Annotated in this window: 12 protein-coding genes; 3 read left to right on the top strand and 9 right to left on the bottom strand. The window is 40.9% G+C overall.

From position 1 onward, the window contains the following. Position 1 precedes the first annotated feature (1 nt). Positions 2-610 carry a flavin reductase family protein gene (locus tag CWB85_RS06245; RefSeq protein WP_138554418.1) on the top strand — a complete coding sequence of 203 codons (609 nt, stop codon included), beginning with the start codon at positions 2-4 and terminating at the stop codon, positions 608-610. On the opposite strand, the gene CWB85_RS06240 is transcribed toward CWB85_RS06245, so the two are convergent. The 5 genes from CWB85_RS06240 to CWB85_RS06220 all read right to left on the bottom strand — a co-directional run bounded on the left by CWB85_RS06240 (position 595) and on the right by CWB85_RS06220 (position 7,290). Beyond that, a complete protein-coding gene (locus CWB85_RS06240) occupies positions 595-993 on the bottom strand; it encodes a hypothetical protein (RefSeq protein ID WP_138554417.1) in 399 nt (132 codons plus the stop codon). The two genes, CWB85_RS06245 and CWB85_RS06240, sit on opposite strands and share 16 nt — an antisense overlap. 5 nt (positions 994-998) lie before the next feature. Further along, entirely contained in the window at positions 999-1,943 is a 945-nt protein-coding gene (gene lhpI, locus CWB85_RS06235) for a bifunctional Delta(1)-pyrroline-2-carboxylate/Delta(1)-piperideine-2-carboxylate reductase (RefSeq protein WP_138554416.1), read from the bottom strand. Positions 1,944-1,945: 2 nt separating this feature from the next. Beyond that, a complete protein-coding gene (locus CWB85_RS06230; protein WP_138554415.1) occupies positions 1,946-3,031 on the bottom strand; it encodes a M24 family metallopeptidase in 1,086 nt (361 codons plus the stop codon). Next, complete coding sequence (locus CWB85_RS06225) at positions 3,028-4,077, bottom strand: proline racemase family protein (protein ID WP_138554414.1); 1,050 nt, start codon at positions 4,075-4,077, stop codon at positions 3,028-3,030. Before CWB85_RS06225 ends, CWB85_RS06230 begins: the two co-directional genes overlap by 4 nt. A gap of 219 nt (positions 4,078-4,296) precedes the next feature. After that, positions 4,297-7,290, bottom strand: a complete 2,994-nt coding sequence (locus CWB85_RS06220; RefSeq protein ID WP_138554413.1) for a TonB-dependent receptor — start codon at positions 7,288-7,290, stop codon at positions 4,297-4,299. Between the two features lie 290 nt (positions 7,291-7,580). Between CWB85_RS06220 and CWB85_RS06215 the strand changes: the two genes are divergently transcribed. After that, positions 7,581-8,432 carry a GNAT family N-acetyltransferase gene (locus CWB85_RS06215; RefSeq protein ID WP_138554412.1) on the top strand — a complete coding sequence of 284 codons (852 nt, stop codon included), beginning with the start codon at positions 7,581-7,583 and terminating at the stop codon, positions 8,430-8,432. 338 nt (positions 8,433-8,770) lie between these two features. Further along, complete coding sequence (locus CWB85_RS06210) at positions 8,771-9,739, top strand: dihydrodipicolinate synthase family protein (protein WP_138554411.1); 969 nt, start codon at positions 8,771-8,773, stop codon at positions 9,737-9,739. 332 nt (positions 9,740-10,071) lie between these two features. Here CWB85_RS06210 and CWB85_RS06205 read toward each other — a convergent pair whose 3' ends face one another. From CWB85_RS06205 to CWB85_RS06185, 4 genes are all read right to left on the bottom strand, one after another. Further along, positions 10,072-10,509, bottom strand: a complete 438-nt coding sequence (locus tag CWB85_RS06205) for a DUF4265 domain-containing protein (protein WP_138554410.1) — start codon at positions 10,507-10,509, stop codon at positions 10,072-10,074. Positions 10,510-10,569: 60 nt separating this feature from the next. Next, complete coding sequence (locus CWB85_RS06200; RefSeq protein ID WP_212748233.1) at positions 10,570-10,953, bottom strand: hypothetical protein; 384 nt, start codon at positions 10,951-10,953, stop codon at positions 10,570-10,572. Positions 10,954-11,409: 456 nt separating this feature from the next. Further along, the gene (locus tag CWB85_RS06190; protein WP_138554409.1) at positions 11,410-12,948 is read right to left on the bottom strand and encodes a transposase; all 1,539 of its coding nucleotides are present in this window, start codon (positions 12,946-12,948) and stop codon (positions 11,410-11,412) included. Between the two features lie 198 nt (positions 12,949-13,146). Next, positions 13,147-14,775 carry a GIY-YIG nuclease family protein gene (locus CWB85_RS06185; RefSeq protein ID WP_171038991.1) on the bottom strand — a complete coding sequence of 543 codons (1,629 nt, stop codon included), beginning with the start codon at positions 14,773-14,775 and terminating at the stop codon, positions 13,147-13,149. Between the last annotated feature and the right edge of the window lie 41 nt (positions 14,776-14,816).

Below are 14,816 nucleotides of genomic sequence, written 5' to 3'. Positions count from 1 at the left end.
TATGCATTTCACAAAACAACAGCTTAACGAGCTAGCGCCGCGTTTTCGTACTCAATTAATCAACTCGTTATCAGGCTTTAAAAGTGCTAACCTCATTGGCACACAAGATAAGCTCGGTAACACCAACTTAGCTATTGTCAGTTCGGTATTCCACTTAGGCGCGCACCCACCTTTGGTGGGTATGATCATGCGCCCGCACAGCGTACCGCGTCATACTTTTGAAAATATTATAGAGACCGGTGTTTATACTATAAATCAAGTGAATAGCGAGATTTACAGCCAAGCCCACCAAACCTCAGCCCGCTATGATAGGGATGAGTCAGAGTTCGATGCAACCGGTTTAAAAACAGAGTATTTGAATGACTTCGATGCCCCATTTGTTTTACAGAGCCGCTTAAAATACGCCGTTAAGTTAGTTGAACATCAACATCTAGCTATTAATGGTACCGAGCTGGTGATTGGTGAAATCATCGATTTACATGTCGACGGTGCTGCAGTGCAAGAAGACGGTTTTATTGATTTAATGTCGATCCAAACGGTAGCCGTCAGTGGCCTTGATAGCTACCACACAACGCAAGCACTCAGCCGCTTACCTTACGCAAAAAAATAACTTCCGATCCACAAACTAATACCACTGAGCAACCAGCACAATGCATAGTTTTGCCACAACTGTGCATTGTTATAAACCTTTTGTGGGTTGTTTTTATCAACCAATACGCAACAGGGCAGACCTTGTTTAAATCGAGAAAATAGCGTTTTATCATAACTTATCAACACGCTATGTAAGTGGCTATTAAATCTAAAACTAACTAACATTGACTGTTGTGGCAGTAATTCATGTGCGCCAATACGCACATTAACTGCATTGGTAATATCATCAATTTCACATACTCGCCAACGCTGCTTACTGACTTTACATTTTAACCACCTAAAAATAGGCAATAAGCCTGCACCAACAAAACAACCACCCAAAATAAAAAGCATGGTGCTCATTATTATTAACCTTGTAAAGATTGATACACTTGATATGCGGCTATCAAATCACTCAACGCCGTACCCACAGATTTAAACACCGTAATATCGGTTTCATTAATACGAGCATAGACGTTTGCTTTCGCTAACTCAGCTAATTCGGCGCATAGTTGCTGCTCGTTGAATACCCCTTCCTTTATTGGAATAAGTAACTCACCGGCTTCGCCTAATACATTTGCTTTGCTATCAACGTAAACGCGACTACGCGTAATTGTTGCCGTATCGCATTCTCTTGCGTCACTATGGTGGTTACCAATTAAATCAATATGGGTACCTGATTTTAACCAATTGCCATCAAATAATGGGGTTGCACAGCCCGTAGCACAACTGATCACATCTGCACTGTAAATTGTGGCCTCGTTACTTTGCCCTATTACAAATTCGACTTCAGTAAATGCCCCTTGCAAGCGACTTTGTAAAGCTAACAGCTTTTCTTGATTGCGAGCAATTAAAGTGACTCGTTTAAAATTGCGTACAGTCAAATGCGCTCGCACCATATACTCGGCTAAGTTACCACTGCCAAAAAAGACTAAATGTTTACTATTTTCACGGGATAAATAATGGCTGGCCAGTGCAGACACAGCTGCTGTGCGCCATAAAGTAATACGCGTACCATCAACTAAAGCTAACGGCTCACCATGCTCTCGCGAAAACAACATAATTTTAGAATACAAAGACTCATAGCCAGCTTGGCTATTTTTAGGAAAATACGTAAAGGCTTTAACACCAATTACGTGCTCGTTCCATGCAGGTAATACCGCAAACGCATCATGGTTTAAATCACTATTATCAAGCTCATACACATTTCGCTTAGGCATACTAAAATCGCGAGCAAAACCTTGCTGCATTGCGGTTAATAAACGCTCAAAATTAAGGGCGTTATCGATCTGTGCTTGTTCTATAACTTGCATTGTTATAGCTCCAACTCAAAAGGTTTAGGGGCATGTGTTAAAATCTCATAGCCCGTGTTGGTAATTAAGATGTCTTCTTCTAAACGCACACCACCAAAATCAGGGATATAAATACCCGGCTCTATAGTGATCACATTGCCAACCTCTAATATGTGCTTGCAATTGCTATTGATAAATGGCTGTTCGTGTAAGAAAAGCCCTACTCCGTGACCAAGCCCTTGCCCAGCATAATCCCCAAAACCAGATCCATCGAGTATGCGTTGTGATGCATTTTGTAAGTCAATGCAATGAACGCCAGGTTTAATTAAATCAATCGCAGCTTGCTGCGCTGTCGCTACTGTATTGTAGATTTTCGCTTGTTTAGTTGATGCCTGACCTAAAACGTAGCTACGGGTCATATCTGAGCGATAGCCGTTAACAACAGCGCCAAAATCGAGGGTAATAAAATCACCTTCTTTAAGTACGCGATTACTTGGGCTGCCATGGGGTAGCGATGTACGCTCTGCAAACATTAAAATTGTAGCGAACGCCATGCCTTCTGAACCTAGTTTTTGCATTCTAAATTCCAGCTCTAGTGCCAAATCTCGCTCACTCACCCCTTCTTTAAAATATGGCAGGGTTTGCGCTAACGCTTCATCTGCGATTGCAGCAGCCGCTTTAATTTGTGCAATTTCCCACTCATTCTTGATCATTCTTAAGCGCTCAACCAAGCCTTGCACCGCCACCGTAGTGTGACTCGATAATTCATCAGCCACTTGCTGCCACACCGCCACATTAATAAATGCGGCATCAAAGCCCAAATGGCTGTTAGCAGGTAAAAAGCGATTAATACAATGGCCCAAACTTTCATTATCACGGTCGCGGCTTATCACTTCAAAACCTTGGCACTCAGATTGTGCGCGCTCAAAGTAACGATAATCAGTAATAAGTATGCAGCTAGCTTGCGTCACAATTGCATACGCGGCATTACCACTAAACCCGCTCAAGTAGCGAATGTTCTCATGCCCTAACACTAATAACGCCGTTAAATTCTGCTCTGCCATACATTGTTTTATTAATTGTTGGCGTGCTAAAAAATGATTATTCATCGAAAAATAAATCCTTGCTTTAGGGGATCTGTTGGATCAATTAAGAATGTATGTTTGCCTGTAACAAAAGCTGTGCCTGTAACACGTGGAATAATTGCAGTATGTGTTTTAACATTGCATGACTGTTGAATGCTCACGTTAAACACTGAGCCCAAAATACTTTCAATGTTAACACTTTGCCCTACCGCCAACTCACCTTTTGCGAACGCAAGTGCAGCGCGGGCACTGACGCCTGTACCAGTTGGGCTTCTATCAAGCTCACCTTCTGCAAATATACATACATGTCGGCTAAAATGATTGCTTTGTGATACCTGACTATTAGAGTAAAAAATAACCCCGTATAAAAAACCAAGTGCCTGATCAGTTGGGTGCTTTGGTTGATATTGTTTTGTTACCTGCTGTTTAATCGCTTTACCCAGACTAATGATCTGTTCATGATTATCTGCTGCTAAGCTTAAATCAACAGTATCAGCGTCAACGAACGCATAATAGGCGCCACCAAATGCAATATCACAGCTAACCTCCCCAACCATAGGCAATGTAATTTTCACGTTGAGCTTATCGACAAAACTGGCTACATTATCAAAAGATACTTGCTGTAACTGAGCATTTTTAAGCTCAACATACGCAGTGATCAGCCCTGCTGGGGTATCAATACGTAACTCATTAATTCCATCGTTAAAATGAGCAATAGCACTGTCTTTTGCAGCCGTTGCTAAGGCTATAATGGCATGCCCGCACATGGTGCTATAACCTTCGTTATGCAGAAAAAGTACGCCAAAGTGGCTACTCTCACGCTCAGGAGCCGTAATTAATGCACCGTACATATCAGCGTGCCCGCGCGGCTCAAACATCAATGCTTTTCGTAAGTCATCAAAACGCGCCAAACAATCAGCACGCTTCTGGAGCATAGTTTGCCCTTGCACATCGCTAAAACCATCAACAATAATCCGAAGGGGCTCACCACCGGTGTGCATATCAAGTGTATTTATTGATAACCAATCATTATTTGGCTGTTGCCAGTGAGAGAATAAAGTATGGGTCATATGTCACTCTTTTTATTTTTTTGTATACAGTATATCTTTTATATTTATACTGCAATCGTTTCAACTCTAGTAATAAGAAAAATGCCAAGTAGTTACCTACTCAGCATCAGGACTGTGTTACTCACAATGAGAATGTGCTTAAACATTTTGTCAGTTTTAGCTTTCGCTTGTTAGGTGATATGTACTAAAACGACAACTTACAGCCACTTACCAGGGAACTTAAAATTCTATACGCGCGGTTAACGATACATACCGAGCGCCTTGTCGGCCTGTAACTAAACCATAATCAGGGTTAAGCTCTAAGCCATTATCACCGTACTGAGCGCGTTCCTCATTTATTGATAGTGCGCTATCACCATCAAATAAGTTATAAACGGTGCCTTTGAGTGTCATATCAGAGCCAAAAAAGTCAGTGTAATAAGTAAGCGACATATCTACGTTAGTTAACCAAGGTAAATTGCCTTTACTACCACGAGGCGCTGGGTTACCGTTTTCATCATAATGCGATGCTTGGTCGTAGTATTTACTAATACACGCATCCCAAGGATTGCCTTGCTCGCAGCTATCTACACCTTCAGGGTGAACTGAGAAGTAACTTTTTGGTCGACCCGATGTTGTTCGCGCAACTAAGCCAACGGTTAATGAGTCGGTAATATTGTAGGCACCGCTAAATTTAATCGCATGGCGGTGATCGTTTGGTAAATTACCATAGCCATGATCCATCAAATCGCCATAGTCATAAGAAGTTGTCCAGCCCGGATCAGCTTGATCGTTGTCGGTTTTCACTAAGCCCTCAGTATTACCGTAACTGTGTGACCATGTGTATGATGTGTTGATCCGTAAATCATCGGTTACATTGCCATCTAAAGTAAATTCAAGCGCCAAATATTTACGCTGTGCTTCAGGTAATGCTAGCTCTTCAGCACTTAAATTCACGTTATCAACTTGCCCATCGCCATCAAAATCATACGACATTTGGATCGCTTCACCTGGGTTATTAAGCACATAATATGAACCTTGACCTACGTTATCGGTGATCCCCATCTCGGCTAGTTTTTTAGCAAGTACAGGACCCACATCGGTGTCTTCAACACTGCGACCTAAATCACGATAGATTGCACGTACACCCGCCGACATAGTATCAAACACTTCTTGCTGATAGCCTATCGTAAACTCATCACTGTACATTGGCTTCAAAGAAGCAGAAGCAATAAGTCCAGGCTCTGTAATGCCACGTTGACGCCAGCGTCTATCACGTAACATATCACCTCTGCTAGGTGAACCATCCGCTAATAAAGTAGGTGAGCCATTGCCTTCTAATTGATCTAATTCGAAATACTCAAACCACTCAATAGATGCCGATCCTTGAGTAATATTCATGTTGGCCGAGACAGGCTGAAAGTAGCGCCCAAAAGTTGCGAATACTTTAGCACTACCATCACCACTTACATCATAGATAGCTTGTAAGCGCGGTGCTATTTGGTTATCAATATCAACAAAAGCGCGGCCATCCGATACGGTGTTTTCAAACTGACTGTAACGCAAGCCCATATTAAGCACTAAATTATCAGTTGCTTGCCATGAGTCATTAATATAAAACGCTAACGAAGTGGTATCTGAATCAACTTCACGGCTACGAACGCGTCGCTCGATAAAGTCACTGCCCAGCGCTGCACCCGAGATATCATTCTCACCTGCGGTTTTTATTGTCCACCAGCCTTGTGCATCACCCACCCCGTTTTGACCTTCAAAGTAATCAACTTTCACGTTGGTGTAGTCAATACCAAACTGAATTGAATGCATATCCAGATCCCAATTGAAGTCAATGCGGGCTTGATCACGGATATACTCTTCTTCAGTGACAGATGAGTTTGTGTGCTGGCTTAACGTTACAAAACCATTTCTCTCATCCCAAACACCAGGATTAGGTGAAGCGACAACATTTTCAACATTTTCAGTTACACGACCAACCACCGCTGATACCGAAAACGTATCTGTAAGGTAACCGTTATAGTTAATACTATATACATTGCCGCCATCTTCGCCTGGCGCATCCACGCCTTGTTGGTCACCTACCACATTATCTTGCCAGTTATAAGCGAATGTTTTGTCAGTCCAAGTGCGTTTATTATTCATCGCAGAGAAACCCACAGAATGGTCTTCGTTTATAAACCAATCTACCTTGGTAAACCAACGGTCTTCATCACGCTCAAAATCAGAGAAAGTCGTTTGCCCTGCGCCCGTTGATTCTTCACGTCGCGGTGCAAATAAACCATAAAAGAACAGGGTATCTTCAATAATTGCACCGCTTGCCCACAGTTGTAGCTCTTTAAAGTCGTAACTGCTTTGTTGTGTATTAGTACTTATAGTACCGCTGTCTTGAAATATTGAGTCATGCTGACTGCGCAAGCTGTCTGGATCCCAACGCACCTCAGCACCAAATTTAAAATCATTATCACCTGATTTTGAAACTGCATTGACAATACCACCTAACGCGCCACCAAATTCAGGGCTTACACCACCCGTTTTAACTTGTGTTTGCGAAATCGCTTCCCAAGGTAGGCGAATAGAGCCTAAGCCTGTACGAATACTCGTTACGTTTAAGCCATTAAAATAGTAGCCATTTTCAGCCGCAGATGAACCACCAAAACTTGACGCACCATTAAAGCTTGAGCCACCTGGGGCTGCTGTACCCGGCGCTAATAAAGCAATGCTTTCAAAGCCTGTGTTTACTGGCATTGCTTTAAGTTCAGCATCGCTAAAAGTTAGCCCAGAGGTAGAAGAGGCCATATCAACACGACGTATAGCAGCACCAGTTACAGCGATACGCTCCATATCTGTTCCGGCTTGAAAAAGTTGTACATCAAGAATAATGGATTGACCAATGGTCACAGCCACATCTTCTTCAACCATTGTTTGATAACCATCTTTCACAATAGTGACATCATAAGTACCCACTGGCACATTACGCAGTAAATAATCGCCTTCAGCATTACTTGTAATGGTATACACAAGACCTTTCGTTTTGTGTTTAAGGGTAATTTTTGCACCAATCAAATCATTGCCAGATTGCGCCACAATATGACCTTTTACAATACTACTGCCATCAACGGCTTGCGCAGCAGGCGCCATCATTAATGCAGCAGTAACCGCCGTTGCTAATAGGGTTTTTACACCCGCTCCCCGAGTTTGCTTTTTATTATATGTAAACATGAAAATGTTCCTTTGATCCTGTTAATTTTTTGTTGTCTGTCTAACCTCTGACGCAAAAAATATACACCCATTACATATTGTATACAATATTAAATATACATTTATTTTTTAAGCTCGTCTTAAAATACCATGTTGTTAATCGCAAGCTGTGCTGAAACATCACCATGAAAAAAATTAAAAAAGCCTGTTATTAAACACTTGTGTGAAATAACTGTGCAATTTACACGCTTCGTTCTAAGCTTATACGCTCAACAAAAAGTGCAGAATCAGCAAAAATTAAAAGGACTCACATGCAAGAGCAGCGCTTAACCATCAAAGTCATGTCTAAAGAAGAAGTGAATATTGCCGTTGAATGGGCCGCGCTAGAGGGCTGGAACCCAGGTCTGCATGACGCACATAGCTATTACCAAGCAGATCCGCATGGCTTCTTAATTGGCTACCTTGGTGATGAGGCTGTGGCAACCATTTCTGTAGTTAAATATAATAGTGACTTTGCTTTTTTAGGCTTTTATATCGTTAAGCCCGAATACCGTGGCAAGGGTTATGGAATGCAAATTTGGCAAGCAGGACTGAGCTACCTAAAAGGGTGCAACATTGCCCTTGATGGGGTAATTGAACAACAAACTAATTATAAAAAATCAGGGTTTTCATTCGCCTACAATAACATTAGGTTTGCCGGAATCGCTGATGGTCAACTAGCAAAAAACGACCATATCATTGAGCTTGCAAGGTTACCATTTTCTGCAATAGCCGATTACGAAAAACCCTTATTTCCCGCTGCGAGAGCTGACTTTTTACAAAGTTGGATAAGCCAAGCTAACTCGCACGCGTTAGGAATTTTAGACAACGATAAATTAGCCGGTTACGGTGTGATCAGAGCGTGTCGCGAAGGGTTTAAAATTGGCCCTCTATACGCGAACACTCCTCAATTAGCTGAGTCGTTGTTTCTCGCATTAAAGGCATCAGTTCCTACAGGTGAAACTATCTACTTAGATGTGCCTAATATAAACCAAGCCGCAATGGCTTTAGCGCAACGCTATAGTATGCAGCCATCGTTTGAAACAGCCAGAATGTATACACAGCAACCCCCCACGACCCCTTTAAGTAAAGTGTTTGGTATAACTTCTTTTGAAATTGGCTAAGCCTAGCACCTATTTATAGCTGCAAGTTTCTCGCGCAGCTTTTGTCTTGCCAAGCATTCATTATTAATCTTTATATTCATATTTTCACAACAGCGAAATCGGCCTTAAACATAAAATGCGAGTTAAGTCACTTTAACGTGGCTCATGTTTGCTCTGCCGTTTTTACTTTCTAAGTACTTTTATACACAAGCTTTATGGAACACTGCTGCTCTGTTAATTCTTACTAAACTCTAAACTAGGTGTCAGATTTATTTTTATCTCGGCTTTGCCAAAGCTAATTTAACTGATACACTCAAACTGTATAATGTATACAATATATATTTATAAGAGGAATGATAATGGAAACGAATAGTAAAGATTGGCGATACACTGTTATGCCAGCTGTATTTACATGGCTAAAAGAAACTGAATCCGGCACTGTTGAAATTGACCTTGAAGCAACACAAAAATACGCTGCAGATATTTTAAAAGTGCAAGGAAAGGGTGGCACTCGCATGGGTGGACTAGTCGGCTCAGGTACACTCGGTGAAAATAGCTATCTAAGCGCGGAGCAGCGCCTTTCTTTACTAAAAGCCCTATCAAGCGTTGCGAAAGAGTACAATGTGCCATTGATCAGTGGCGCGGCGGCTGAGACAAAAGAAGAACTTGCCAAAATAGTTACAGAGCTTGCGACTGTTGGCGTGGATACCGTTATGGTGATGCCACCAAAAACGAAGGAAGCGCCTTGTGATGAACAAATGTATGCGTATTACGCACTTGCAGCAGCGGCTGCAAAAGCAGCGGGCATAACAATAATGCCCTATAACAACCCTGACGCAGCCGGCTATCATGCGCTCTCAACGGATCTACTTACAAGACTTGCCGCCCTGCCGGAAGTCACTGCACTTAAAATATCGACTATCGACGTGTCAGTTATTGAAACAATGATGCTAGAGAACAAAGACTTAAAAGTATTGGCCGGTGTTGACACTGTGACTGTTCATGCAGGCCTTGCTGGCGCATGTGGTGGCATTACAGGTGTTGGGTGCATATTCCCAAAAGCGAGTATTACTATGCAAGAGTATGTAAATAGTGGAGAGTGGACTGAGGCAAATAAAATATCTCAGGCGATGAACTCCCTATCCTACCTTGATGCACAGCCATTACTTTTAGAATACCTTAAGTTTGCTTTTGGCATTCATCATAATGATCTAACTGGCGGGCTTCGCACTTTTGGCAAGAAGTTAACCCAACAGCAAATTGATGATGTTCACACAAGGTATTCCCTAGCAAAAGAACGACTTGAGATCCTCGATTTACTAGACTGATCTTTTAAAGTATTCAAATAGCAAACTCCGTTGTTACGGAGTTTTTTGTATCTACTATTTATTCAATATTCATGCGAATTAAACGTCATAAACACACTAGAAATACCAGTGTTAAGATGGGTGTCTAGTTTATTCTCACTGGCTGCGATGTGATCGCAATAAGGGATTAATAAGTTTTTGCCGTAAGCAACTTGCACAACAGCCGCATCGACAGACGAAGTAAACGGGTTTGTTTATTGATTTTGAATTGACCGTCAATTTAAGAAACGGTCAAAAAGAATATGCAACTAGTGCCTATTGACAGGGTTAAGGCTCATATGTGTTAGGTGAAATTAATCACCGTGCCTCCAGACAGGAAAAGCATACTCTAAACCTTGTTTTTCATGTAAGTCTAAAAGCGGATCTAGTGCATCAAGATCTAATTCTGGCGGTACATCGACTGACATTAAAGAAAACTGGTTGAGAGTCTCAACTTTACAACCTAGCTTTTTAAGCATGTCGATGAAAAAGGTGGTATCTATGTCATTATTATTCATTACCCAGATAACAGAATGACCAGATTCTTTTATAACTTCAAATTCAAATATATGTTCATTTACTTCATCAGGAATAGCTGAAAATATATCGCCATAAGCCAGGTCAGGGATAAAGAAAGGCGCATTAACCAGTTTATAGTTACCATTAATTCTCTTACACCAAGCACCTTCGGCACTTACTGGAGGCCAACCGTTTTCGATATCTAAAGCGAACATTACTTTTTCGGCAGACACTGAACCTCCTTTTCACCTAACGCCGCCATAATTTGCCGCCTGAAGCGCAGCGTAAGGCGGTCAAATTGATGGCTTTGTTATAAGCCGTTTCTCTAGTTTAGTGATGGCCTTTAAGACCAACTCTCTATTCTTTGATGTTTTCAACCACTTAGGTAGCCTAGTAAAATAGGACCACTTTGTACCATCCCCCTCTCTTAGCTGGGCAGCGGTATAAAGTTTAAGTTGTTGCAAGTGCGTTGCCCCATAAGCCCAAACAGTACCGTGACGAGTATTTTCTTTTAACGCTAGCTCTAATCCAAAAAATGGGTCAATGGCATGATCTACGGGTTCAGAACGGGTGAACTTTATCGATACTTCATTTTCTGATTTACACTGAGGACATTTTGATTTAGCAGAATCTCCCATTACCTTCGAAGCATCATCAAATACTTTTTCTACATGCACCCACTGAAATCCACAAGTACCACAAGGTCGACGACCTATCCCTAGGACAGGTCCATGCCAACCATCGCGGTCCGTTTTCAATGAGTGCGAACAGCCATAACACAAGAATGTTGCACGCCAGTCCCGCCAATATGGGTTCCCATTGACAACACCAACACAGTTACACTTCGGACAGATAGCTTCAATTTCTGTTGCCCAATGTAGAAGCGGAAACCCTTGATCCAAATATCTAGTACTCATGATTACCTAAGGCTTATAACGAGCCTGTAGAATAACTCGTTTTAATTTATTTTTATTGATGCATTAACCATAGCCGAGTTCCCATTTTGATTCAATTAGTTACTTCGATTTTACGTAAAATATAAAAAGAGGGTTTGCTGTTGCTTTAATTGGCGTTTTGGAAGGTATGACAGGTGCTTGAGTCGCTATATTTCGGCTTAAAAAGGCTCCCCTTTTTTAATGTAGCCTGTTTTGCAGCTTTTCTATATTATGAACTAAGCAATACAGTTGCCATTGGGCATTCACTTTCGTTTGTCCGCGCAAGGTCAGTTTATTCATGCCTTTATTGACTGTAATATTCCCGAACACCGGCTCTATACACCCGAGTCTTTTGCTGTACTGCCGTCGTCCCATTGGGCTGTCTATTTTGACCTTCATTTTGTCGATATAGCTGAGTTTTTTACGTGATTCATCATTTTTAAACTGTACTTGCCGTCCTGTTTTTATAGGTGGATTTCGCATGCATTGCTGTTGTAGTGGGCATACTTTGCAATCTTTTAAGTAACCGCAGAATCGCGTGTATAGCTGGTTGTGGCTTTTTACATTGATACCACTTCGCCACATCTCATTGCCTGCGGGACAGCGGCAGGTTTGTGTTGCTTCATCATAATGGAAGTCGTCTGAAGTAAATAAGCGTGGCTTACCATTCCGTCTTTTTAATCGGCGCTTTTCTTGCTCTGTTCCGTAGGTTTCGCTGTCTTTAAATAACGGATTTCGTTTTCTAAATTGGTTATCAGCAATGTAGATATCAAAGCCACTTTGCGCCATGAATTCTAGATTCGCTTCGCTGTTAAACCCACTGTCTGCGGTGAACTTAATTGTGTGTTCGTCTGTGATTTTATCGGTGTTTAATTTATCAAGTTGTCGTTTTAATTGCTCAACGGCTGGCTGTAGTGTTTGCTGTTCACCCACTGAGCCCCACGCTTGTGCTTGCAATATAATTTGGTGCTTGTCGTCATTTATCGCAATGCCATTGTAGCCTTGGATTGTGCCTTTTGAGGTGGTCATTTTCGCGCTATCGGGGTCGGTGATATTACTTTTAACAGGCTTGCCTTTACTGCCTGTTTTTTCTTCGTGGGTCGCTAAGAATTCAGTTATTTTAGCTGCACTTTTATCTAGTTTCTCTTTTTGCTTTAAGTCCTGTTCAATGAACTCCTCGCCCAGCCCATCTTGTGATTGGTGACGCTCAATAATACGTTTGCTTGCGCGTTCTAACTTGGCTTTTTTGCGGCCTAGCTCATCGAATGTCCCGCTCCATTCTTTGCTCGCATTCGACTTTAACTTACAGCCATCAATGGCAAACATATTGCAGCCTATCAAACCTTCTTCATCGCATATCATCAATACTTGCGTAAATAGTGGTTCAATCTGTTCATGCATTTTGGCCACGAAACTTGCTATTGATGTGTAATGCGGCTGAATATCCCCCGACACACTCATAAACAAAATATTATTCTCACACGCCTTCGCAATTCGACGACTGCTGATCAAACCATGTGCATAGCCGAGTAAAATAATTTTTAGCATCACTGAAGGCGGATACGCAGCAGCACCTGTTTTGTCGTTGTTATACCACGCGTCAAAGCCCGACAAGTCGAGTTTATTTTCGACAATATAACAAAGGGCATATTCAAATGTTCCCGGCAAAATTTGCTCAGCGAAATTGATAGGAATGAATTTGTTTTGGCAGGATAAGTCTGGCTTGTAGTTGGCCATAACAGTTTACCGTGGGTGAATAATACCTATTAGATCACAGCGAATAGGTAGATTCAAGGTTAAAAAGCAATCAATTAGAAATAGTAGAGTGCGCTCCTAAAAAGGGTAATTCTACAGCTTCAACGCCTCGTTAAGAGGCAAAAAATTGTTGGCTAAAATTAGCGACGAAGGAGCAAAAGCCAACTGTTTTTTGTCCTTTTAAACGACTTGATATGAGTCGATTTCTAGGCTATCAATAACCTCGTCAATCACTTTGAAAATTTCTTTATAAGGTGCCTTAAAGTACTCTCGTTTTGGATTAACTCTAAAATCGCTTAACTTCTCATGAATAAGCTTTTCTGCAAGAACACAGTCATTAACATCCCATTCTTGCATGACGTGAAAATGATCTGGAGAACTGGTGCTACGAGAAAGCTCCTTCGATCTTTCTTCGGGAGTCCTTCTAGTTAAACCAACTTTGAAAACATTTTTATCATGTACTGCGGAGCGCATAACATATATAAACCCTTCATTATTTGTGTTAGATGAATTTGACACAACTTTAACTGAAATAGGTTTATTAGGTGTTTCTTTCCATTCGAGGGTTTTATTAACCCAAGTACGCCCCTGTATTGGTGAATTGTTTTTATCCTCACCTTTAGATTGAAAAGGTAATTTTTTCCAGTAACCGGACGTTTCAACTCTTAATTCTGGGGCTAAAAATTCTCTGCGTGAAGGAGAATTACGATTAATAGGCTGAATGCTCTCAACGTTTCTAAAAGCTATCTTCAAATCAATTTTGGCTAGTTTATTAGTTTTTTTAAAACTTGGTTTATTTCTTTTTTGGCCAAATTCAGTCGGGTGCCTCTCTATGGAAATTGTATCTTCATATTCATTTCTAAAAACAGGGAGAAATAATGCTGTTTTACACAATTCGAATAATGGATTGTATTCTTCAATTTTGGTATTTTGTTTTTTAAACGCATCTTCAAGCTCTTCAGAATGAAAGTTTCCATCATGATCTAGATAACAATCCATATCATCACTGAAACCAGTAAAACTTCTACCCGCATCTTGATATATATAACGCGCATCGATAGTTGATGACTCCAGATCAAAGCGAACTAGAACTATAGTTCTCCATAAATTACTATTTGGAAGCAAAGGTACGGCTTCAACTTTTAAGGATTCGTCAGGGTTTATTCCGTTAAAACACTGTGCTTTAGACATATCAATATCTAAAGATTTAGTCTTTTCATTCAGGTCGCATTTTTGCCCTGCTAACATAGCAACTGACACTTCATTTTTATGCTTAACAAGTGATATAGATAAAATGCCAAATTCTTCATCTGCAGTAGTGGAAAACAAAGAGTTAGAAGGATCATCAACAGAATTAAATGAATAAATTGTACCATCTTCAACAAATTCATTTAGGTTACTTAGATCACTGGGGCAGTCTTCCGAAGTAACAAAATCAAGAAAATCATCGAAAGAGAAAATACAATCAATTTCATTATTAATAATAAAAGTTGCTGATGGCGGGATAAAAGTATTGAAAGCCTCAACTACATTGAATGAGCTAGGGAGTTGATGTAAAGAATGATTGAAAACTCTATTGTTATATTCGGTATTGTATTCTCGTAATAAAGTATCGGCTGGCAAGCCAGCTCCATTTAACTCTTGTACTTCGCAAGTGGCTACAGCTTCGTTGAATATTTTCTTCGTATACTCTTTTACAAACGGATTGTTCTCATTTTTTTTAATGTGCTTTTGTAAAATATGCCACTCAGGGGTTCCTTCACGAGGAACTGCTACTTTCCCTATTTCTTTCATTCGATCGTGATGCACAGAGCGCTCCATTAAGACTCATAACGTCTTAGTATTTATAC

This window comes from Pseudoalteromonas sp. S1727 (assembly GCF_005886375.1).
GTDB classification, from domain to species: Bacteria; Pseudomonadota; Gammaproteobacteria; order Enterobacterales; family Alteromonadaceae; genus Pseudoalteromonas; species Pseudoalteromonas haloplanktis.
The sequence above is the reverse complement of the archived record's forward strand: the minus strand, read 5'-3'. Positions and strand labels throughout refer to the sequence as shown.

Bases quoted from the DNA above. Each gene is read 5' to 3' on its own strand.
- lhpI (WP_138554416.1), bottom strand. From the start codon at position 1,943: ATGCAAGTTATAGAACAAGCACAGATCGATAACGCCCTTAATTTTGAG.
- CWB85_RS06210 (WP_138554411.1), top strand. From the start codon at position 8,771: ATGGAAACGAATAGTAAAGATTGGCGATACACTGTTATGCCAGCTGTA.
- CWB85_RS06245 (WP_138554418.1), top strand. From the start codon at position 2: ATGCATTTCACAAAACAACAGCTTAACGAGCTAGCGCCGCGTTTTCGT.
- CWB85_RS06225 (WP_138554414.1), bottom strand. From the start codon at position 4,077: ATGACCCATACTTTATTCTCTCACTGGCAACAGCCAAATAATGATTGG.
- CWB85_RS06215 (WP_138554412.1), top strand. From the start codon at position 7,581: ATGCAAGAGCAGCGCTTAACCATCAAAGTCATGTCTAAAGAAGAAGTG.
- CWB85_RS06220 (WP_138554413.1), bottom strand. From the start codon at position 7,290: ATGTTTACATATAATAAAAAGCAAACTCGGGGAGCGGGTGTAAAAACC.
- CWB85_RS06190 (WP_138554409.1), bottom strand. From the start codon at position 12,948: ATGGCCAACTACAAGCCAGACTTATCCTGCCAAAACAAATTCATTCCT.
- CWB85_RS06240 (WP_138554417.1), bottom strand. From the start codon at position 993: ATGAGCACCATGCTTTTTATTTTGGGTGGTTGTTTTGTTGGTGCAGGC.
- CWB85_RS06230 (WP_138554415.1), bottom strand. From the start codon at position 3,031: ATGAATAATCATTTTTTAGCACGCCAACAATTAATAAAACAATGTATG.